We start from the raw sequence: 18,152 nt of genomic DNA on the forward strand, positions 1-18,152 counted from the left end.
TCACCGGGCGATCGGTTCCCGCGCGTCCGGTCGCGCGGCCAGTTCGGCGGTCAGCGCGGTGATCAGTGCGTCGAGCCCGGTGCCCGCGAGGAACCCGATCCGGCCGCCGAGCATGTCCTCGTACGAGCCGCTGTCGGTGTCCCAGGTGACGCGCACGTCGAGTCGGCTGCCGCCGCCGGGCGCGGCGGTGACGGTGACCCGGCGTTCGAGGGTGCGCCACAGCCAGTCCGCGTCGGCCCGTGCGCACACCCCGTCGTCGAGGAGTTCGGTCCGGTCCGCCCAGACGACGGCGTCACCGCCGAGCCGCCCGGCGAACTCCGGTTCGCGGCCCGCAGCGGCGGGGGCGCCGTTGTCGGCGGCGAAGGGGTCGAGGAGGTGGGGGCGGGCGCGCAGGACGTCGAGGACGGCGGCGGGCGGGTGCGGCAGCCGCACGGTCCGCGTCACCGGCGAGAGTTCGGCCGCGGGCGGGCCGTCGGCGGGGGCGGGGGCGGCCCGCGTGCTGTCGGCGGAGGCGCCGGAGGCGGCGTCGGCGGAGGCGGCGGTCAGGGTGCCGTCGGCTTCCGCCAGGATCCCCTCGAGCACCGTGAGCCCCTGGTCCAGGTCGGCCTCGGAGATCACCATGGGCGGCTGCACGCGCAGCACGTTCGGGTGGTAGAGCGAGTACGTGGAGGTGACGCCCTCTTCGAGGAGCCGGCCGAGGACGAACCCGGCGGTGGCGCCGTCGGTGAACTCCAGGCCGTGCATCATGCCGATCCCGCGGTGTTCGGTGACGATCGCGCGGTGGCGGCGCGCGGCGGCGCTCAGCCGCTCGTCGATCGTCCGGGCCCGCTCCTCGATCCCGGTCAGGAACGCCTCGTCGGACGCGATGGCGATGCTCTCGAGACCGACCCGGCACGACAGCGGGTTGCCGCCGAGGCTGGAGCCGAACGTGGAGGGCAGCACCCGCAGGACCTCCCACACCTCCTTGGTGCCGAGGACGGCCGACAGGGGCAGCACGCCACCGCCGAACGCCTTGCCCACGCACACCAGGTCCGGGGTGACGCCGAACTGCTCGTACGCGAAGAAGGTGCCGCAGCGGCCGAACGCCGTCTGCATCTCGTCGAGGACGAGCAGCGCGCCCGCCTCGGTGCACAGCCTGCGCACCTCCTGGAGGTAGCCGGGCGGCGGCACGATCACGCCGGCCTCGGCCTGGACGGGTTCGAGGAGGACGGCGGCGACGGTGCCGTCGAGCGCCGCGGCGAGCTGGTCGAGGTCGCCGAAGTCCACCTGCCGGAAGTGCTCCATGAACGGGCCGAGCAGCTCCCGGTGTTCGGGCCGGTCGGAGGCGCTGAGCGTGGCGAAGGTCTTGCCGTGGAAGCAGCCGCGGGCGCTGATGACGCCGGGGCGGCCGGTCGCGGCACGGGCCAGTTTGAGGGCGTTGTCGATGCTCTCGCCGCCGCCGTTGGCGAGGTAGGAGTACGGCAGGCGCTGTCCGGTGGCCTCCGCGAGGCGGGCGGAGAGCCGGATCTGCACCTCCTCGAACATGATCTTCGTGCTGTTCAGGACGCCGGTGTCGAGCTGTTCGCGTACGGCGGCGACGATGCGGGGGTGGGAGTAGCCGAAGGACTGGTTGCCGTACTGGTCGAAGAGGGCGAGGTAGGGCGTTCCCTCCTCGTCGTCGAGGACGCGGCTGCCCTCCCCCGCGCCCTGGACGCCGCAGCCCATGACGAACGCCATCTTCGCGTAGGCGGGGTGATTGTGGGCCGCTTTGGTCTCAGCGAGGAGTTGCCGCCGTGTCCGCATCCGCCACCCCCTTCGCCGCGTGGCCGTGCTTTCCCGCATAGCTGTCGTAGTCGCCGAAGAAGTACTGGAGAAGTCGGCTCTTCCTGCCTTCCGGTGTACGGGCCCTGCGTACCGCCTCGGTGACGTCGAGAGCGGCGACGAGGCTGAGCGGCGCGCCCTGGAACCGCGTGTCCTCGTACGGCTCGTGCAGGGCGAAGAAGCCGATTTCCTTGTAGAAGCCGCGCAGTCCCTCGGAGTCGTCCACGAAGAAGTCGCCGAGGATGTGCGTCATGTCGTGCTTGCGCGCACTGTGAATGACGGCTTCGCGCATCAGCGCCATGCCGATCTCGCGGTGGCGCATGGACGGCAGGGTCATCAAGTGCCCGAATTCCACGAGGCGGTTGCCGACCCGCAGCGCGGAGATGTCCACGGTGTCGTCGCAGGGCAGTCCGGCAGCGGAGTCCGGCACGACCTTGACCGTGCCCGCGGCCGTGCCGTCGACGTGTCCGAGGATGTATTCGGCGTGGGCGTCGAACCGGTCGAACGTCGCCGCCGTGTCGGCCGCGTCGGCGAGGCGGCCCTGGTCAGCGACGTAGACGGCCTCTCGAAGCCGCAGTACGTCGGCCATCTCGGCCTCGGTGCGCGCCACTGTGAAGGTCAGTTTCACCCTACTGCTCCTCTCACCGGACAGACGGTGGTCAAGCGCTCGCTCACTTGCGGAGCAGCTTTCCGAAGTACTCGAGGTAGCCGCGGTTGTAGTAGCGGATGCGGCCCCGCACCTCGCCGTGCAGATCGGGCAGCCGCTCCAGCGGGAGATTCGGCATCAGATGGTGCTCGACGTGGTAATTGTTGCCGTTCGTGAACCACGTCAGGATGCGATTGGAGCGGATCGTGCGGGTATTGGCGAACGGGTCGCGGTTCAATACCTCGCAGCCGAAGTGCTCGGGCAGTTCGATCAGGGCGTGCACGGGTCCCGCCACCACGACCAGCGGAATCAGCCATACCCACAGAACGACCGCCGAACCCAGCGCGAACGATATCGCGACGAGGGCGATCACTGCTGCCAGCGCGAGGAAGTGGTCACGCCGGATCCGCCGTGATACCCGCACGCTTTCGCCCTCGAATTCCCGGCCGAGCAGCGAGCGGCCGAGATTCTTCAGGAACAGCCCGTAGTGGTGGGCCATGGTGAAGCGCACGGTCCAGTCCACCGCCTTGCCGAACGTCGACTTCTCCCTGCCGCCGTACTGGTCCCCGTAGTCGAAGAACTCACGGTTCTCCGGAGTGCCGAGATCCCGGTGGTGGCGCATGTGCGCCGCTTTGTAGGCCGCGAAGGAAATCAGCATGGGCAGCCCGAGTACGACGCCGGTGACGGTATTCGCCCTGCGGCTGCGGTACGCGAGATTATGCAGCGTCTCGTGCTGGAGTTCCGCAGCGTGCGCGAGCATGCATCCGATGAGGACGACACCGGTGATCCGGCACCACAGGACAGGTTGCAGGACGACAGCCACACCGACCGCGGTGAGCGCCACGCAGAAGGCGAATTTGAGGGTGAACACCCATCCGCGGGGCTCCGTGCGCAGGTGTTTCAGTGACGCTCTGAGTGCGGTGGCCTCCTGTGGATTCCGTACGGCCGGGTCGACGGCATCGCCCGCGGTCAGATCCATCGTGGTTCCCTCGATTTCCCAGTAGCTTTCCCGGTGGCCGTGCGACATCGCGCGGGTGCCCGGCACGGCGGTCACTGCCCGGTCGGCCGGGCGTCGCGCGGCACGGCGCGGCATTGCGAGGGCACACGAACGGCCCGGGGGGCGCTGTGGTGTGCCGCTCGGTTCGGTTCGGGTCGGTCAGTCGGCTGCCTCGGGCGCCGGTGCGGGCGTCGGCGTGGGTTCCGGCGCGGGGAACAGGTCGCGTACGGCGGTTTCCGGACCCGCGGTCTCGATCGCGTCGAGCAGGCCGAGGATCCCGTCCAGATGCGCGTCCGTCTCCCGGGCGGTGAACAGGTCGGGGTGCACGTCGAGAATGACGTCCGTCGCGCCGTCCGCCGAGGTCTGGAAGAAGTAGACGGTCATGTCGACCGTGAGGGGGATCGACACGGTGCGCATCGTCGCGACCGATCCCGCGAAGTCCAGTTTGTAGTCGAACCTCATCACATTGACCATCGGCCCCCACAGCCGCCCGCCGCCCTCGCCGAAGACGTCCCTGGCGATCTCCGCGGTCGGACAGCGGGAGTGCAGCAGTACGTTCCTGATCTCGCGCGACACGCGCTGCGCGAAGGTGCGCAGGGGGAGGCCGGTGTCCACGGCGAGCCGCAGCGGCAGGATGTTCATGGACATGCCGGGGACGTTGCGCACCTGCGGGCTCAGGCGTCCGCCGGTGGGCAGCCCGAGCAGCAGTTCGTCCGCGCCCGTGTGCTTCCCCACGTACGCCGCGATGGTGGACACGGCCAGGTCCGACCAGGTCACGCCGAGGTCTGCGGCCGTTCGCCCCAGGCGGCCGACGCGGTCCGGGGGCAGCTCGGTGGTGCGGCGGCGGCCGATGGCGAGCCCGCCGCTCCGGCCGGCGAGACTGACCGGCTCCGGGGGCTCGGCGAGGGTGTCGCGCCAGTACGCGCGGTCGCGGGTATGGCTCTTGCTGTCCAGGTAGGCGGTCTCGGTCTCCACCAGGCGGGCGAAGGCCGGGAACGCGCCGTCGTCCGCGGGGAGTCGCCGGGCCAGTGCCGAATAGACGGCCGCGGTGCGGTTGAAGACGAGTGCCAGGCTGTAGCCGTCGACGATCGCGTGGTGCACGCGCCGGTACAGGAGGAAGTGGTCGTCGGCGATCTCCAGCAGGGCGGTGCGGCACAGCGACAGGGGGTCGACGGGCCCTTCCGCGCCGGACGCGTCCCTTTCCATCCATGCCGCGGCCGCCGCCTCGGGCGCGGATGCGCCGCTCAGGTCGACATGGGTCAGCGGCGCCGGGTCGTCCCGCACGAATTGGCGGTAGCCGCCGTCCGCCTCCTTGTCGGGAACGATGGCGAGGCGCAGGGCCTCGGCCTCGCGCTCCACCCGCGCGTGCGCCGCCCGCATGGTATCCAGGTCGATGTGGCCACGGATGTCGAGGTAGTCGCAAATACAGTAAACAGGGTTACTGAAATCTTCTGACTGGGCTTTCCAGGTGCGCAACTGCGTAGCAAGGAGTGGTAGTTCTGTTCTTTCGCGATTAAGCAACGCACACCCTCCTCAAGAGGACATCTGCTTAAATCGACGCCACATTGCACAGGCGCCACGAACACAATTTCTTGGTCGTGCGTACCCCATGGTGGTGAACAGTGACGAAGTCCGCGGACAGGTGGGGGGATTGTCGAGGGCCGGGACAACGCACGTAGCCTACCCGGCACTTGATCGAACGTCCATACCCTTCTGGGTGCACTTGCGAATGTCACTGAATGCAAGGGCCAGCCACTCCGTTACGGAAGCGGCAATCACGCAAAGCTACGAGCATTGGACTCGGCCAACTCGGCGCAAATTGGCCATACCTTGACGACCAGGGTTTACGCTGGCCTGCGACTGCCTCCACGATCTTTGGGGCGGCACTTCACACTTCCTTTGCCTACAGCCCGTCGAAACAAGAAGCAGTAGTTCCGGAACTCTCGTGTACGCACGGTGAACGTGGAGGATGGATGGCGACGGACCCGACAGCGACCCCACCCGGCGACGGGCACGTGGACACACGGCGCGGTGTGGCCGTGGTGGCCGCTCTGATGCTGGGGGCGTTCGCCTTCAACACCACCGAGAACCTCCCGATCGGCGTCCTGAAGCTCATGTCGGACGACCTGGACGTCTCGCTGTCGGCCGTCGGGCTCCTGGTGTCCGGCTACGGCCTGACCGTCGCCCTGGTGTCGGTGCCGATCGCCCAGATGACCCGCTCGGTCCCGCGCCGCTCGGTGCTGTGCGCCCTTCTGGCCGCCCTCTTCCTGGCGAGCCTGGTGTCGGCCCTCGTCTCCTCGTACTGGGTGCTGATGGCCTGCCGTCTGGTGATCGCGGTGGCGCAGGCGCTGTTCTGGGCGGTGATGGGGACGGTCGCGGTCGGCCTCTTCCCGCCGCATGTGCGCGGGCGCGTCATAGGGGCACTGTCGGTGGGCGGCTCGGCGGCGCTGGTCCTCGGGGTGCCCGGCGGCACCTGGCTCGGCCAGCACAGCAGTTGGCAGGTGCCGTTCCTGGTGGTCGGCGCGCTCGCCCTCCCGCCGCTCGTCCTCATCGCCCTCGCCCTGCCCGTGTCGCGGCCGGAGGAGAGCCACGCGGTGCGGGGCGTGACCCCCGACGCCCGCCGCTTCGCCGTCGTCCTGACCGTCACCGGCCTCACCGTCACCGGTGTCTTCGCCGGATACACGTACATCTCCACGTTCCTGGTGGACGAGAGCGGGTTCACCGAGTCCACGGTGAGCACGCTGCTGCTCGTGCTCGGTGCCACCGGCATCGTCGCCGTCGCGGGCTACGGCCGCCTCCTGGACCGCTGTCCCCGTGCCACCCTCACCGTCCCCGTGACCACGCAGGCACTCGCGCTGCTCGGGCTCTACGCGGCGGGCGGCTCCAAGCCCGTCGCCGTGGCCATGCTGGTGCTGCTCGGCGCGTCGCTCGGACCGGTGTTCATGGCCACGCAGAGCCAGGTCATGCACTTCGCGCCGGGCCGCACCGAGACGGCCATCGCGGCGAACAGCGCCGCGTACAACCTCGGGGTCGCCGCGGGCGCCCTCGCCGGCAGCCTCCTCCTTCCGGTCCTCGGCGTGCGCGGTACGTTCCTGGTGGGCGGGCTGATGACGGTGGCGGCCCTCGTCCTGCTCCTGGAGGAACAGTTCTTCCCTGTGGGACGCGACGACCCCTGGGCCGCGGCACCGGTCGAGGCGCCGTCGGGCGCCTCGGACCCGGCGGTCTCCTCGGACCGGCCGGTTCCCCCGGACCCCTCGGACCCGTCGGACCCCTCGGGTCCACCGGCCAAGGACGTCTACTCCGAGAAGTGAGGGCCCGTTCGCGGTGTTCGTGCCCGTGCGGGATCGCCCGTCACCGCCTCCATGGCCTCCTGGACGGCGGCGCCGACGGCGGGGTCGTCGATGTGGTCGCGCAGTTCGGTGTCCACGGCGCCGGGTTCGACGGTGGTCACGCGGACGTCGGCGGGGCCCAGCCGCGCGCGCAGAGGGTGGGAGAGGTGGCTGAAGGCGGCCTTGCTCGCGGCGTGTCCGGCGAAGCCGGGCAGGATCGTCCGGGCCTCCGCGGAGGAGATGTCGACGAGATCCGCGTGGCCCCGTTCGGCGGCGGCCGCCAACAGATCGGGCACGAACTCGTCTGCGACTGCGAAGGCGCCCGTGACATGAACGTCGACCAAGCGCTGCCGGGTGGCGCCCGCGGACCCGTCGAGCCGGTCGGGCAGGGCGAGCCCCGCGTTGTCGACGACGAGGTCGACGCGGCCGAACCGGGCGCGGACGCCCGCTGCCGCCGACGCGAGGGACGCGCGGCCTGTCACGTCCGCGGGGAGGACCGGCGCGGTGCCGCCCGCCTCCTCGATGCGGGCGGCGTGCTCGGCGAGGCGCTCGCCGCGGCGCGCGAGGACGGCGACGTGCGCGCCCTGCGCCGCGAGCTCCCACGCGGTCGCCTCCCCGATGCGCTGGAGGCGCCGGTGACCACGGCCACGCGGCCGGTGCGGGGGCGGCGGGTGGGGTGCGCCGGGGCGGCCTCCGGGGGCTGCGTCCGCCCGTTCGGTGGCCGCCGTCGGGTTCCCGGGCTGCGCAGGGAGGAGCCGGTGCAGCTGGCGCAGTTGGCAGGGGTGAGCGTCGACTACTACGTACGGCTCGAACAGGGCAGGGCGAGGAACGTCTCCGACAGCGTCCTCGACGCCGTCGCGCGGGCGCTGCGCCTCGACGACGCCGAGCGCGCCCACCTGGGCCATCCGACCCGGGCCCTGCACCGTCCCGCGTCCGGACCGCCCGGACCATCCCCGCACCGTCCGCACCGTCCGGACCGTCCGCACCGCAGCCGGTCAGGGCGGGCGTGCAGGTCTTGCTCACGCGCTGGACGAGGTGCCCGCGTACGTCGTCGGGCGCCGCCTCGACCTCCTCGGGTCCAACCGCCTTGCCCGCGCGGCGCTGTTCACGGACTTCGACGCCCTGCCCGCTCAGCGGCGCAACGTGGCGTGGCTGCACTTCCTAGACCAGGGCGTACGGGGTCTCTACCCGGACGCGGAAGCATGGGCGGAGACGGCGCGCGACGCCGTGGCGGCGCTGCGCGTGGACCTCGGCCCGCACCTGTGCGACGACCGGCTGTGCGATCTGCTCGGCGAACTCTCCGTACGCAGCGCGGACTTCCGGCAGGGCAGCCAGTCGCGCGCCGCCCGCGCCTCGCCGGCCGGGGCCGCCGCGCCTCAGCGCTCCGGCGTCGGGAACGCGACCGGGCTGCGCAGGCCGGAGCGGCCGACCGCGCGGACGCCGAAGAAGACGTTGTCCTTGGAGAGCGCGAGGGTGTGACGGGTGACGTCGCCGACATCGACGACCTCGGTCCAGTCGGTGGCGGTCGTCTCGCGCCACACCACCTCGTACCCGGCCGGTTCCGCGAGGCCGCTCCCGGGGCCGCGCTCCCACACGAGTTCGGTGTCGTTGGTCAGGGCCGCGGTGCGGATCCTCACGCCGCGCGGGGTGCCCGGCGCCTGGGCGAGGCTCCACAGGGTGGCGGCGTTCACGCGCGCGACCCGGGCGATGTACCGGAAGTCGCAGAACTCCGGCAGGTCCCCGTACTGCTTGCCGTCCACCACGCGCACGTCCTGGTGCTGGTGGGCGTAGTCCTCCGCGGGCTCGGTGAACCTGGCCGCCGGGTAGGCCCGTTCGAGGAACGGGATGTGGTCGCCGCCGCGCAGATAGCGGTCGCGGCGGTGGACGACGCGCACGCGCATTCCCGTCGCGTCGTTGTCGGCGACGTCGCGGACGAAGCGGGCGAGCTGACGTGCCGGTGAGTCGTTCTCACCGCCCACGGAGCGCCGTACGGCGGCCTCTTCGGGGGTTTCCGAGGAGGGCACGCCCTCGGCGAAGAGCCGGACGGTGCGCGGGTCGCGGGTGCCGTCGTCGGCGGTGGGGCTGCCGACGATGTCGTTGGTGAACATCGCCTGGACGTCCGCCTGCCGCCGCTTGTACTGCTCCGCCAGGTGGGCCGCGCCGTACAGCCCCTGCTCCTCGCCCGCGACGGCGGCGAGGACCACGGTGGCGCCGAGCCGCCGGGTCGCCATGACCCGGGCGAGTTCGAGGACGACCGCGACCCCGGAGGCGTCGTCGTCCGCTCCGGGCGCGTCGCTCGTGGCGTCCATGACGTCGCTCGCCCGGGAGTCGTAGTGCCCCGACACGACGTAGATCCGGTCGGGGGCGGCCGTGCCCCGTAGCGTGGCGACGACGTTGGTGATCCGTGTCGGCTCCGGGATGCGCGGCCCCGGTTCCTGTACGTAGGACTGGAGCTCCACGCTCATCCGGCCGCCGGACGCCCGTGCGTGGCGCCGCAGCTCGGCGAGGATCCAGTCGCGGGCCGCTCCGATGCCGCGTACGGGGTCGTCCTGCGCGGAGAGGGTGTGCCGGGTCCCGAACGCGGCGAGCCTGCGCACGGTCGCCTCGATGCGGCGGTGGTCGATCTCGCGCAGGAGCGCGCGCAGTTCGCGGGGCGGCGCCTGCGCGGTGGGGTGCGCGGCGCGGCTGCGGCGCTCGCCCGCCGCCGCGGGCCCCGCCTCCAGGCCGACAGCCCCGGCCGTGCCCGCGGCCGCGGCCGCCGCGAGAACGGTACGCCGGGAAGTGCCCGTCTGCTCCGACATGCGGCCATAGTCATGGACACCACAACGGGACGCAAGGGGGCCGCGGGGTGCGCCACGGCCGTGGGTGCGGCGGCGCATGCCCTGGGGCGGGCGGTGCGAAGCCGCGCGCGGCGGCGCGGTACGGGGCGGTGGCATGCGGGGCGGGGCACGGCTCGGCCAGGTCCGGCCCGGAGCGGAGCGGAGCGGCGGCGGCCCGCGCGACCGCAGACAGCGCCGCGGAACGCTACGACCCGCGACGCGGCCTGCCCCGCTTGGGCTGCGAGCCGCCGCTGCCGCGTCGCGGGGTGCGGCCGGACGCGGACTTGCCAGGGGCTGGCTTGCCCGACTTGCCTGCGGTGGGCTTGCCCGACTTTCCGGGGGCGGGCTTGCCCGAAGCGGACTTGCCGGAGGCGGAACCGGGCTTCCCGGAGGCGGACTTCGGTGCTCCCTTGCGGGGCGAGCCCTTGGTCGCGCCCGGCTTCTCGGTGGTCCGCGCCGCAGGACCGCGGCGGCCGCGGGTGCTGTTGACGGTCCGCCCCCGGATGATGCCGATGAACTCCTCCACCAGGTCGGTGGTGGCGTCCTCCGGCCAGGACAGCACGACGCCCGACTGCGGTACGCCGGTGAGCGGCCGGTACGTGAGGTCCCTGCGGTGGTGCAGACGCGCCAGCGACTGCGGCACGGCGAGCACACCGATGCCGGCCGCGACGAGCTCGATGGCGTCGGCGGTGGTGGCGGGACGCTCGAACGCGGGGCGGCCCGGCAGCTTCGCCCAGCCGAGGGTGTCGTCGAGGGGGTGGAGGACGACCTCGTCGGCGAGGTCCTCGGCGCTCACTTCCTCGGCCGCCGTCACGAGGTGGTCCTTGGGGACGACGACCACGGTCGTCTCCGTGTAGAGCGGGATGGCGCTCAGGACCGTCCGGTCGACGGGAAGCCGCACCAGGCCCGCGTCGGCACCACCGCCCCGCAGCAGTCCGTCCGCGTCGGCGGGCGCCACCGGGACGAGGGTCAGCGGGACGTCGGGCAGCCGCTCGTTCCAGACACGCACCCACTTCGCGGGTGTCACCCCCGGGACATAGGCCAGCCGGAACGAAGAGGTGTTTTCCGAGCCTGTCACCACGCCAGGCTACCCGGCGTGGTCGGAGGCCGCTCAGGTGCTCGATACCCTTGTGACCATGACGTCGCACCAGACCACCCAGACCATGAAGCCCGCGACCGCGGCGAAGAAGCTGGGTGTGTACCTCGAGGCCACCCCCGCCGAGTTCCGGGAGGGCGTGGTCTCCCGGGCCGAGTTCACGGCATTGCAGGCCGACCCGCCCCAGTGGCTCCAGGACCTGCGCCGCACCGGCCCGCACCCGCGCCCGGTCGTCGCGGCGAAGCTCGGCGTCTCCATCTCGGGCCTCGCCCGCGGCGGTGTCACCGAGGCGCTGACCACCGAGGAGATCGACGCCCTGAAGTCGGAGAACCCGGAGTGGTTGCAGCGGGAGCGCGCCACCCAGGCCGAGGTCCGCAAGGAGACCGTGCGCCTGAAGGAGAAGCAGCGCGAGGCCGCGGGCGACTCGGACTGAAGCATGCCGGGAGGGGTGGGGGGGGGGGGGGGGGGGGGCCCCCGCCCCCCCCCCCCCCCCCCCCCCCCCCCCCCCCCCCCCCCCCCCCCCGGCGGCCCCCTGATCCCCCCCCGGCCGGGGGGGGGGGCCCCCGGGGAGGTCCCCGGGGGGGGCCCCGGGGGGCCCCCCCCCCGGGGCCCCCCCCCCCCCCCCCGACCCGCCCCGACCCCGGCCCGCCCCGACCTCGGCTTGGCACGCCCCGGCCTGGCACGCCCCGCCCCCTCCGGGCAGCGCGTCACACGGGTGACCCCTCCGCCCCCGTCATCAGCGCGGTCTCCAGATCCTCCGTGATCTCGAACGCCGCCGTCAGGCCGCCGAGGCGCAGGATCTTGTGGAAGAACGGGTTGTCCACGACCAGGACGACGCGCGTCCCACGCGGCCGGGCCGCGTCCCTGGCCCGGCACAGGAGCGTCAGCCCACCGCAGTCCAGAAACGTCACTGCCCCGAGGTCGAGCACGAGGTCGCGGCGGCTCTCCCGGGCGAGGCGCGCGAGCGGAGCGGCGAGGACCTCGTCCGCGTAGATGTCCAGCTCTCCCCGGAACACGATGATCAGGCGTTCCTGCCGCACGTCGGCGCGGAAGCCGAACTCCGCGTGGTCCTCGAGCATCGTTCCCCCTCATGGCACCGTGAGGCGGCTCCAGGGCGAGCCTGAGCTGACACCGGCGGGGTCTGTGCGGTGAGCTGCACCACCGGGGGCAGGGGTGGCCTGTTCTTGCCCTTGGCATACCCGTCGGCGGGAGAATAATGCAACTACCCTGCATTAAACAAGACTTGGCCGAATACTAGCCCTTCGACCGTCCCCCGGGGGCTTTCCCTCCGAGCGTCATCGCGAGACACTTCGCGCCGACCCACAGGGCGTGCCCGACCAGGACGAACGTCCAGATCTTGCCGCCGTCCTCCGGCACCCGGGCGGCCCCGGGCTCCTGCCCCCCGCCGTGCAGCAGCACGTCGGCGGTGTCCCCCGTGACCAGGTCGTGCAGCCACGAGAACCCCAGGAGCAGCAGGGCGATCTGCGCCACGGCGTACGCGGCCGCGTGCAGGGCGAGGTCCCGCAGGAGCTGCCGCCGGGACTTCGGCGGCTCGTCCTCCACTACCGTGGGCTTCCCCGCAGTGGCCTTCCCCGCAGTGGGCTTCGTGACAGCGGTCTCCGACACCACCGGCTTCGACACTGCGGACTTCGACACCGGAGGCTTCGCGGGACCGGTCTTCGCAGGGACGGGCCGCACCCCGTCCTGCATCGGCTCGGGTGGCGATCCCGGCTCGGGGACCGCTCTTGGATCGGAGGCCGGTCCCCGCTCGGAGGTCGGCCCCGCCCCGGAGCCCCGGCGCGGCTCCGGCGGTGGCGGCGGCACGTCGGCGACGCCGAGGCTCCGTACGGCGCGGGGCACGATCACCGACCCCGCCAGGATCAGCGCCGCGGCGCTGAGGCAGGCCACGGTCCAGTCGGCACCGTCGTAGAGCATCCCCGCGGCGAGGGCGCCGATCAGCGCGCCGAGGAGGTTCGCCGACTCGTACACGCCCATGCCGCGCCCGGCCTGCTCACCGGACGCCTCCGCGATCACCGCCTGCTGGATCGGGATCACCGCGGCCCAGGCGAGGCCGCTGAGGATCCACAGGGCGGCGATGACGGCGGGGTGCGGCGCCCACGCGAGGCCGGCCGCGAAGGCGGCGCTGGCGAACGACGCGTACATCAGGATCCGGGTGCGGCCGAAGCGGACGACATAGGTGTGCAGGCGCTCCGCGGCGACGCTCATCGCGATCGCCCCGGGCAGGAAGACATAGGCGACCTCGACGACCTCCAGGTCGAACTCCCGCTGGAGGTGCATCAGGAGCAGCAGCGAGATCGCGGCCTCGGCCATCATGGTCACGACGACGGCGAGCAGCATGGGGCGGAGCCTGCGCCCGACGGCGCCGAGCCCGGCCACGGCCGCCGCCGGTCCCGGTCCCCGCCCGGGCGCCGTGCGCCTGCGGGGCGAGGAGAGCAGCAGTGCGGCGGCGAGGAGGCAGGCTCCGGCGCACGCCCAGAAGACCCCGTCGAAGCCGATCTCACCGATGAGGACCATGCCGGCGACGAAGGCCACCCAGGACCCCGTCTCCTGCGCGGCGAGCAGGCGCGGGAAGACCGCCGAGTCCTCCGCGAGGCGCTCGCTGACGATGGCGCGGACCGCCACCCACAGCAGGGCGCCGCCCACCCCGCCGACCCCGGCTGCGGCGTAGGCCGAGGAGGCGTTCTGCGCGAGGGCGTACCCGGCGGCGGACGCCGCGTACAGGAGTGCGCCGGTCGCGGCGACGTAGCGGCGCTCGAAGAGGTCGGCGAGCACGCCGGCGACCGGCCGCGCGATCACGGAGAGGGCCATCTCGACGGCCATCAGGATGCCGACCTCGGTGGCGCTCAGGCCGAGGGTGGCGCCCGCCCACAGGGGCAGGACGAAGTCGAAGAGCTCGTTCGGGCCGTTGGTGAACGCCGCCGCGTACAGCGCGCGCTCCTCGCGGCGGCGGGAGGGCGGCGGGCTCTCCGTGGCCGCCGCCGGAGTGTCTCCGATCATGTGTCGCCCCACTCCGAGCACTGTTCGGTTAACTCCGAACGGTATACTGAGTTACGAGCTGATCGCAAAAGGTGAGCCGCGCGTGATGGCGGCCGATCGGTTGGAGGGTGTCCCCGGTGACGGATCCACTGCCCGCGTCGGCCCCGGTGCCGTCGCCGGGCCCGCAGGAGCGTGCGCTGGCCCTGCTGTGGGGCGGGGACGCCCCTGGCACCCGCGGTCCCGCGCGCGGCCTCACCAGGGCGCGGATCGTCGAGGCCGCGATCGAGGTGGTCGAGCGCGACGGTCCCGCGGCGATGTCGCTGCGCCGTGTCGCAGCGCAGCTCGGTGTCGGCGTCGCCTCGCTCTACACCTACGTTCCTGGCCGGGCCGAGCTCGAGGCCCTGATGCTGGACGCGGTCGCGGCGGGGCCGACGCTGCCGCACGAGTGGCCCGGCGACTGGCGCGCCAAGCTCACCGCGCTCGCGCACGACGACTGGCGGCAGATCCGGCGGCACCCCTGGGTCCTCGAACTGGGCGCGGCCGAGCAGGTGCCGGGACCGAACATGCTGCGCTGGCTGGACTCCGCACTGCGCGTCTTCGACGGCACCGGGCTCCGTGAGACGGAGAAGCTCGCCGCGATCGAGGCGGTGGACGCGTATGTGCGCGGCCTCGGTCGGCTTCGCGGCGCCGGGGCGCCCGCGGCGGACGCGACCGGGCGAAAGGACGGGGCCGCGGATGCGGACACGGCCGCGGACCTGGACGCGGACGACGACCTGGATGCGGGCGATGACCTGGACACGAGGGAGCGCGACGACGCGCTGGGGCAGCTCGTGGACTTCGACCGCTATCCGGCACTGCGACGGGCCCTCGCGGCAGGGGCTACGCCGTACGCGGGCGCCCCGTTCGAGTTCGGGCTGCAACGGCTTCTGGACGGCATCGCGCAGTTGGTGATCCGCCGCTCGCCCTGAGCGTGCGACGTGCGACACCTCAGCAGTCGGTCTGCGCCAATCTGCATGAATCTGTATTGCTACGTATCGGTACGTATGGTCTGTACGGGGAGGCAGCGATGGCACGTTCGGTTCTGGTCACGGGTGGCAACCGCGGCATCGGGCTCGCGGTGGCCCGCCGGTTGGCCGCGGGCGGGGACCGGGTGGCGGTCACGTTCCGGTCCGGGGAGCCGCCCGCGGGGCTCTTCGGGGTGCGGTGCGACGTCACGGCCACGGAGCAGGTGGACCGGGCCTTCAAGGAGGTCGAGGCCGAGCAGGGCGCGGTGGAGGTCCTCGTCGCGAACGCGGGCATCGCGCGTGACCGGCTGCTCGCGACGATGTCGGAGCAGGACTTCCAGGCCGTGATCGACACCAACCTCGTCGGCGCCTTCCGGGTGGCAAGGCGGGCCGTGCGGCCCATGATGCGCGCACGCCGCGGCCGCATCGTCCTCATCTCCTCGGTCTCCGCCCTCCTCGGCACGGCGGGCCAGGCGAACTACGCGGCGTCCAAGGCGGGCCTCATCGGCTTCGGCCGCTCCCTGGCCCGCGAGCTGGCCCCGCGCGACATCACCGTGAACGTCATCGCGGCGGGCCTCGTCGACACGGACATGACCTCGTCCCTGACCGAGGCGAGGATCGCCGCCATCACCGGCTCCGTCCCCCTCGGCCGCATGGGCACGGCGGAGGAGATAGCCGCGGCGGTGGAGTTCCTCGCGGGGCCGGGGGCCGGTTACGTCACGGGGGCCGTGCTGGCGGTCGACGGGGGTCTCGGGATGGGGAATTGAGGGTGCGGGGCGCCGAGGGTGCGGGGCTCACACCCCCGGGGCGGGCCGCACCGCGATCCCGTTCCGTTCGAAAAGGGCCGCCGTCACGCCGTCACCCGCCACCAACTCCCCCGCGAACGAACCGTCGTGCACCGCGCCCCGTCCGCACGAGGGGCTGCGCGGCATCAGCAGCGCCTGCGTGCAGCCCCCGTGCCTGGCCGCCGCGAGTGCCCGGTGTGCGCCGTCCACGAACTCCGCGGTGACGTCACGTCCGGTGTCCTCGACGACGCGCGCCCTTCCGTCGAGGACGTCGTGTCCGTCGCCGCCCACCAGTTCCGCGGGCCGCCGCGGTGTCGCGAGTCCGCCCGCCACCTCCGGGCAGAAGGACACCACGTCGCGGCCCGCCACGGCCCGCTCCAGTTCCCGCGACGCCTTGTGCCGCCCGTCGAAGCGGCACGGCACGCCCCGCAGACACGCGCTGACCAGGATTGCTTCCATGCCCTCAGGCTAGTCACGTCCCCCGCAGCCGCGCCGTTCCCGCAGCGTGCTCCCGCGCGAGGGCGCCCACCGTACGCCTGAGGCCTTCGTGCAGGGGCACCCGCGGCGACCAGCCCGTGGCCTCGCCGAACGCCGTCGCGTCGACCGTGAAGCTGTGGAAGTCGGCCGGGGTCGCGTGGTCCGGGGGCTCGACGGTGACCACCGGCACGGGCTCCCGGCCGGTGCGGTCGGCGGCCAGCAGGGACACCGCACGGAAGAGGTCCCCGAGCGCGGTCGTGCGGCCCGTGCCCACCAGCCAGTGCCGCCCGGCGAGTTCATCGACGCGGTCGAGGCCGGTGACGAGGGCGTGGGCCGCGTCGTCCACATGCAGCAGGTCCCGGCCGATGGTGCCGTCCCGCCACACCGTGAGCGGCTCCCCGGCCAGGGCGCGGCGGGCCATGGCGGTCACCACGCCGCCGTCGGCCGCGGTGGGCGTGCGGCTCTCGCCGTACACGGTCGGCAGCCTGAGCGAGACCGCGCGCAGCACCCCCTCGCGGGTGGCGTCGAGCAGGGCACGTTCGGCCAGGACCTTGTGCCGGTCGTAGCGGCTCGCGGGGCGGTCGGTCTCGGTGCCGTCGATCCGGGTCCTGGCCGTGAGCCCCACCTGGCTCGCCGAGCCCGCGAACACGCACGCGGGCCGCCGCCCGCCCGGTGTGGCGCGCAGGACGTCGACGAGGGCGTGCACCATGCCGACGTTGACCCACTCCCCCAGTGGATCGTCGTCGGTGCGCCAGGCGCGGGCGCCGGACCGGTGGCACACCAGGTGGACGATCGCGTCGGCGCCGTCGACGGCGGCGGCGAGGCTCGCCGCGTCGGTGAGGTCCGCGGCGCGCACCTCCACGTCGGCCACCGCGCCGGCCGGGACGGCGCTCGGGCGGCGCGCCACCAGGCGCAGCCGGATACGCCGTCGCGCGAGCATCGCCGCGACGGCGGAGCCGAGGAATCCGGAGGCACCGAGCACGGTGACACGCGGCGCCCGCGCCCCCCGGCCACCGCGGGCACCACCCGCGAGGGCACCCACCGAGCCGGTGCCCGCGCGGGCGTCCCCGCCCGCACTCCCGCCCGCGTCGGTGCCACCGCCGGTGCCCCTGCCAGCGCCGGTGACGGCGCCCATGTCCGTGCCGGTGACGGCCCCTGCGCCCGAGTCAGTGCCAACGCCGATGTCCCCGCCCCCGTCGACGCCAACGCCAGTGTCGGTGGCCCTGCCCGCGCCGATATCGGCGCTCCCGCCCGCGCCGATGCCAACGCCAGTGTCAGTGCCCCCGCCCGCGTCAACACCGACGCCGATGTCGGCACCCCCGCCCCCGTCGCCCTCGCACCCGGTGCTGCCGGGGACCTCCGTACCGCCGGGCGGGACCCCCGTACCGCCGGGCGGGACCCCCGTACCGCCGGGCGGGACCCCCGTACCGCCGGGCGGGACCCTCGTACCGCCGCGGGACGAGCGAACCCCGGCACCCACGCCCCCGGACCGCCGCACGTCAACCATGACGCTCCCCCGCCCCCGCGTGCCGCTCCCCCGCCGCGGCCGGAGCGGCTTCGTGCAGGCGGGCGTCGAGCCGCGCGCACGTCTCGTACTCCGGCAGCAGGCCCGCGCGTTCGGCCGCCGCGAGTGTGGGCGCGACCTCGTCGCGGGGCGAGAGGAGCCGGGGCAGGTCGTCCCGCAGGGGCAGCGCGAGGGCCGGGTCGGTCACCGAGACCGCCTTCTCGTCGTCGGCCGCGTAGCCGCCGGACAGCAGGTACGCCATCACCGTGTCGTCCTCCAGTGCCTGGAAGGCGTGGCCGACGCCCACCGGCAGGTGGACCGCGCCGAAGGTCAGGGCGTCCAGGGTCAGGGAGTCCCAGCGGCCGAACGTGGGCGACCCGATGCGCAGGTCGACGACGAAGTCGAGGGCGCTGCCGTGGGCGCAGTGCACATAGGTGGCCATGCCGGGCGGGGTGAGGGTGTAGTGCACGCCGCGGACCACCCCCCGGCGGGACCGGCTGTGCCCGGTCTGCGCCACCGGGAACAGCGGTCCGCCGAGCGCGCGGGTGAACGCGGGCTGCTGGTAGGGGGCGACGAACAGCCCCCGTTCGTCGGGGAAGACGGTGGGCGTGAACGCGTACGCACCACGGACTCCCAACTCGCGTGTCTGCACGGCACTTGTCCTTTCGACGAAGGTCTTCCGGGGCCGGGGCCGGGGC

The 18,152-nt window shown here is 73.3% G+C and carries 17 protein-coding genes; 5 read left to right on the forward strand and 12 right to left on the reverse strand.

Features of this window, described 5'->3' with window-relative positions:
* From ACH4DX_RS06375 to ACH4DX_RS06390, 4 genes are all read right to left on the reverse strand, one after another.
* Positions 1 to 1,782 (reverse strand): aspartate aminotransferase family protein, encoded by a 1,782-nt coding sequence (locus ACH4DX_RS06375; RefSeq protein WP_398154221.1) that lies wholly within the window; start codon positions 1,780 to 1,782, stop codon positions 1 to 3.
* A complete protein-coding gene (locus ACH4DX_RS06380) occupies positions 1,754 to 2,428 on the reverse strand; it encodes a GNAT family N-acetyltransferase (protein WP_398123232.1) in 675 nt (224 codons plus the stop codon). Before ACH4DX_RS06380 ends, ACH4DX_RS06375 begins: the two co-directional genes overlap by 29 nt.
* Positions 2,429 to 2,471: 43 nt before the next feature.
* Positions 2,472 to 3,500 (reverse strand): fatty acid desaturase family protein, encoded by a 1,029-nt coding sequence (locus ACH4DX_RS06385; RefSeq protein WP_398154222.1) that lies wholly within the window; start codon positions 3,498 to 3,500, stop codon positions 2,472 to 2,474.
* A gap of 102 nt (positions 3,501 to 3,602) precedes the next feature.
* On the reverse strand, positions 3,603 to 4,964 hold the full coding sequence (locus ACH4DX_RS06390) for a condensation domain-containing protein (protein WP_398154223.1): 1,362 nt from the start codon (positions 4,962 to 4,964) through the stop codon (positions 3,603 to 3,605).
* A 452-nt stretch (positions 4,965 to 5,416) separates the two neighbouring features.
* Here ACH4DX_RS06390 and ACH4DX_RS06395 point away from each other — a divergent pair, with 452 nt between their 5' ends.
* Positions 5,417 to 6,754, forward strand: a complete 1,338-nt coding sequence (locus ACH4DX_RS06395) for an MFS transporter (RefSeq protein WP_398154224.1) — start codon at positions 5,417 to 5,419, stop codon at positions 6,752 to 6,754.
* Here ACH4DX_RS06395 and ACH4DX_RS06400 read toward each other — a convergent pair.
* Complete coding sequence (locus ACH4DX_RS06400; protein ID WP_398154225.1) at positions 6,739 to 7,677, reverse strand: SDR family oxidoreductase; 939 nt, start codon at positions 7,675 to 7,677, stop codon at positions 6,739 to 6,741. The two genes, ACH4DX_RS06395 and ACH4DX_RS06400, sit on opposite strands and share 16 nt — an antisense overlap.
* A gap of 130 nt (positions 7,678 to 7,807) precedes the next feature.
* On the opposite strand from ACH4DX_RS06400, the gene ACH4DX_RS06405 reads away from it, so the two are divergent.
* Positions 7,808 to 8,251 (forward strand): hypothetical protein, encoded by a 444-nt coding sequence (locus ACH4DX_RS06405; RefSeq protein WP_398154226.1) that lies wholly within the window; start codon positions 7,808 to 7,810, stop codon positions 8,249 to 8,251.
* On the opposite strand, the gene ACH4DX_RS06410 is transcribed toward ACH4DX_RS06405, so the two are convergent.
* Both ACH4DX_RS06410 and ACH4DX_RS06415 read right to left on the reverse strand, forming a co-directional pair.
* On the reverse strand, positions 8,149 to 9,573 hold the full coding sequence (locus tag ACH4DX_RS06410) for a M28 family metallopeptidase (protein WP_398154227.1): 1,425 nt from the start codon (positions 9,571 to 9,573) through the stop codon (positions 8,149 to 8,151). The two genes, ACH4DX_RS06405 and ACH4DX_RS06410, sit on opposite strands and share 103 nt — an antisense overlap.
* Positions 9,574 to 9,796: 223 nt before the next feature.
* Positions 9,797 to 10,669, reverse strand: a complete 873-nt coding sequence (locus ACH4DX_RS06415; RefSeq protein WP_398154228.1) for a LysR substrate-binding domain-containing protein — start codon at positions 10,667 to 10,669, stop codon at positions 9,797 to 9,799.
* A 58-nt stretch (positions 10,670 to 10,727) separates the two neighbouring features.
* Here ACH4DX_RS06415 and ACH4DX_RS06420 point away from each other — a divergent pair, with 58 nt between their 5' ends.
* Complete coding sequence (locus tag ACH4DX_RS06420) at positions 10,728 to 11,120, forward strand: DUF5997 family protein (protein WP_398154229.1); 393 nt, start codon at positions 10,728 to 10,730, stop codon at positions 11,118 to 11,120.
* Positions 11,121 to 11,394: 274 nt separating this feature from the next.
* Here the strand turns inward: ACH4DX_RS06420 and ACH4DX_RS06425 are convergent, their stop codons facing one another.
* Both ACH4DX_RS06425 and ACH4DX_RS06430 read right to left on the reverse strand, forming a co-directional pair.
* On the reverse strand, positions 11,395 to 11,766 hold the full coding sequence (locus tag ACH4DX_RS06425) for an STAS domain-containing protein (protein ID WP_398154230.1): 372 nt from the start codon (positions 11,764 to 11,766) through the stop codon (positions 11,395 to 11,397).
* 175 nt (positions 11,767 to 11,941) lie between these two features.
* Complete coding sequence (locus tag ACH4DX_RS06430) at positions 11,942 to 13,705, reverse strand: MFS transporter (protein ID WP_398154231.1); 1,764 nt, start codon at positions 13,703 to 13,705, stop codon at positions 11,942 to 11,944.
* Positions 13,706 to 13,821: 116 nt separating this feature from the next.
* Here ACH4DX_RS06430 and ACH4DX_RS06435 point away from each other — a divergent pair, with 116 nt between their 5' ends.
* Positions 13,822 to 14,652, forward strand: coding sequence for a TetR/AcrR family transcriptional regulator (locus ACH4DX_RS06435; RefSeq protein WP_398154232.1), 831 nt, complete (start codon positions 13,822 to 13,824; stop codon positions 14,650 to 14,652).
* A gap of 98 nt (positions 14,653 to 14,750) precedes the next feature.
* Positions 14,751 to 15,455 carry a 3-oxoacyl-ACP reductase FabG gene (gene fabG, locus ACH4DX_RS06440; protein ID WP_398154233.1) on the forward strand — a complete coding sequence of 235 codons (705 nt, stop codon included), beginning with the start codon at positions 14,751 to 14,753 and terminating at the stop codon, positions 15,453 to 15,455.
* 27 nt (positions 15,456 to 15,482) lie between these two features.
* On the opposite strand, the gene ACH4DX_RS06445 is transcribed toward fabG, so the two are convergent.
* The 3 genes from ACH4DX_RS06445 to ACH4DX_RS06455 all read right to left on the reverse strand — a co-directional run bounded on the left by ACH4DX_RS06445 (position 15,483) and on the right by ACH4DX_RS06455 (position 18,106).
* Positions 15,483 to 15,932, reverse strand: a complete 450-nt coding sequence (locus tag ACH4DX_RS06445; RefSeq protein ID WP_398154234.1) for a DUF523 domain-containing protein — start codon at positions 15,930 to 15,932, stop codon at positions 15,483 to 15,485.
* A gap of 13 nt (positions 15,933 to 15,945) precedes the next feature.
* The gene (locus ACH4DX_RS06450; RefSeq protein ID WP_398154235.1) at positions 15,946 to 17,085 is read right to left on the reverse strand and encodes an NAD-dependent epimerase/dehydratase family protein; all 1,140 of its coding nucleotides are present in this window, start codon (positions 17,083 to 17,085) and stop codon (positions 15,946 to 15,948) included.
* 364 nt (positions 17,086 to 17,449) lie between these two features.
* Positions 17,450 to 18,106, reverse strand: coding sequence for a dTDP-4-dehydrorhamnose 3,5-epimerase family protein (locus ACH4DX_RS06455; RefSeq protein ID WP_398154236.1), 657 nt, complete (start codon positions 18,104 to 18,106; stop codon positions 17,450 to 17,452).
* Positions 18,107 to 18,152 lie beyond the last annotated feature (46 nt).

The organism is Streptomyces sp. NPDC017940, from assembly GCF_044328435.1.
GTDB lineage: Bacteria > Actinomycetota > Actinomycetes > Streptomycetales > Streptomycetaceae > Streptomyces.

Coding starts and splice junctions, on each gene's coding strand:
- ACH4DX_RS06375 (WP_398154221.1), bottom strand. CDS start 1,782: ATGCGGACACGGCGGCAACTCCTCGCTGAGACCAAAGCGGCCCACAAT.
- ACH4DX_RS06395 (WP_398154224.1), top strand. CDS start 5,417: ATGGCGACGGACCCGACAGCGACCCCACCCGGCGACGGGCACGTGGAC.
- ACH4DX_RS06400 (WP_398154225.1), bottom strand. CDS start 7,677: ATGGCCCAGGTGGGCGCGCTCGGCGTCGTCGAGGCGCAGCGCCCGCGC.
- ACH4DX_RS06410 (WP_398154227.1), bottom strand. CDS start 9,573: ATGTCGGAGCAGACGGGCACTTCCCGGCGTACCGTTCTCGCGGCGGCC.
- ACH4DX_RS06420 (WP_398154229.1), top strand. CDS start 10,728: ATGACGTCGCACCAGACCACCCAGACCATGAAGCCCGCGACCGCGGCG.
- ACH4DX_RS06425 (WP_398154230.1), bottom strand. CDS start 11,766: ATGCTCGAGGACCACGCGGAGTTCGGCTTCCGCGCCGACGTGCGGCAG.
- ACH4DX_RS06430 (WP_398154231.1), bottom strand. CDS start 13,705: ATGATCGGAGACACTCCGGCGGCGGCCACGGAGAGCCCGCCGCCCTCC.
- fabG (WP_398154233.1), top strand. CDS start 14,751: ATGGCACGTTCGGTTCTGGTCACGGGTGGCAACCGCGGCATCGGGCTC.
- ACH4DX_RS06445 (WP_398154234.1), bottom strand. CDS start 15,932: ATGGAAGCAATCCTGGTCAGCGCGTGTCTGCGGGGCGTGCCGTGCCGC.
- ACH4DX_RS06450 (WP_398154235.1), bottom strand. CDS start 17,085: ATGGGCGCCGTCACCGGCGCTGGCAGGGGCACCGGCGGTGGCACCGAC.